Origin of the sequence: Mycobacterium sp. E342 (genome assembly GCF_001667665.1) — a bacterium.
In the GTDB taxonomy this organism is placed as follows: Bacteria; Actinomycetota; Actinomycetes; order Mycobacteriales; family Mycobacteriaceae; genus Mycobacterium.
In genome coordinates this window covers 1-1327 of record NZ_LZJM01000048.1, presented here as the reverse complement: position 1 = coordinate 1327, position 1327 = coordinate 1, and the positions used below count along the sequence as shown (strand labels likewise).

1 protein-coding gene is annotated in these 1327 nt (G+C 65.8%); it reads left to right on the top strand.

What is annotated here, in order from left to right; translation table 11 throughout:
* The coding region (locus A5692_RS02645; RefSeq protein ID WP_231984160.1) for a condensation domain-containing protein at positions 1 to 1327 on the top strand (1327 nt) is incomplete at both ends.

Sequence of the window (1327 nt, the reverse complement as noted above, 5' to 3'; positions counted from 1 at the left end):
TGGAGGGTGTCGATCAGGCGGTGGTGATCGCCCGCGAGGACCACCCCGGCGACAAACGCCTGATCGGCTACATCACCCAATCTGATTCGGGGGCAGTCGATCCGGCCACCATCCGCACCCAACTCGCAGATCGGCTACCCGCCTATATGGTGCCGGCCGCGATCATCGTGCTCGACGCCCTCCCACTAACAGTCAACGGCAAACTCGACACCCGCGCCCTACCCGCCCCCGACTACACCGGTGAGGGGTATCGCGCCCCGGGCAGTCTGCTCGAGGAAGTCCTGGCCGGCATTTATGCCCAAGTGCTTGGTCTGGAGCGGGTCGGGGTCGATGACTCGTTCTTCGATCTGGGTGGGGACTCGTTGTCGGCGATGCGGCTGATCGCGGCCATCAATAATTCTTTGGATGCTGACTTGTCGGTGCGGGCGGTGTTTGAGGCGCCCACCATCGCCCAGTTGGCACCCCGCATCCAGGCCGGGGGTGGGGGTGGGCTGGCCCCGCTGACGGCCCAGCAGCGGCCGGCAGTGGTGCCGTTGTCGTTTGCCCAGTTGCGGTTGTGGTTTATCGATCAGTTGCTGGGCCGGTCGGCGGTTTACAACATGCCCATGGCGGTGCGCCTCACGGGGCCACTCGACGTGGACGCCCTGAAGGTTGCGCTCGGTGATGTGGTGGGCCGCCATGAAAGCCTGCGTACGGTGTTCCCCGCGGTTGATGGGGTTCCTGAGCAGCAGGTGGTGCCGGTTGAGGGGGTCGAGTTCGGCTGGGCGGTGATCGATGCCAGCGGCTGGTCGGATACTCAGTTGAACCAAGCGATCGCGGCGGTGGCCAGTCACGCGTTTGATCTAGCCGCCGAGATTCCGTTGCGGGCCCAGCTTTTCCGGTTAGGCGACCAGGAGTGTGTGTTGGTGGCGGTGGCCCACCACATCGCCGCCGACGGCTGGTCGATCACCCCGCTGATCGGTGATCTGGGCGCCGCGTATGCCGCCCGGACGGTGGGGCAGGCCCCTGGTTGGGTGCCGTTGGCGGTGCAGTACGCCGACTACACACTCTGGCAACGTGAGCAGTTCGGCGACTTGGAGGATCCGGATAGTCGGATCGGCGCGCAGTTGGCTTACTGGCAGCACGCGCTGGCCGGCATGCCCGAACGCCTGGTGTTGCCCACCGATCGGCCCTATCCCGCGGTGGCCGATTATCGCGGGGCCAGCCTCCCGATCGAGTGGCCCGCCGAGCTGCAGCAGCAGATCACCCAGCTGGCCCGCACCCACAACGCCACCAGTTTCATGGTGCTCCAAGCCGCCCTAGCAGTCTTGTTGGCCAAACTCAGCAC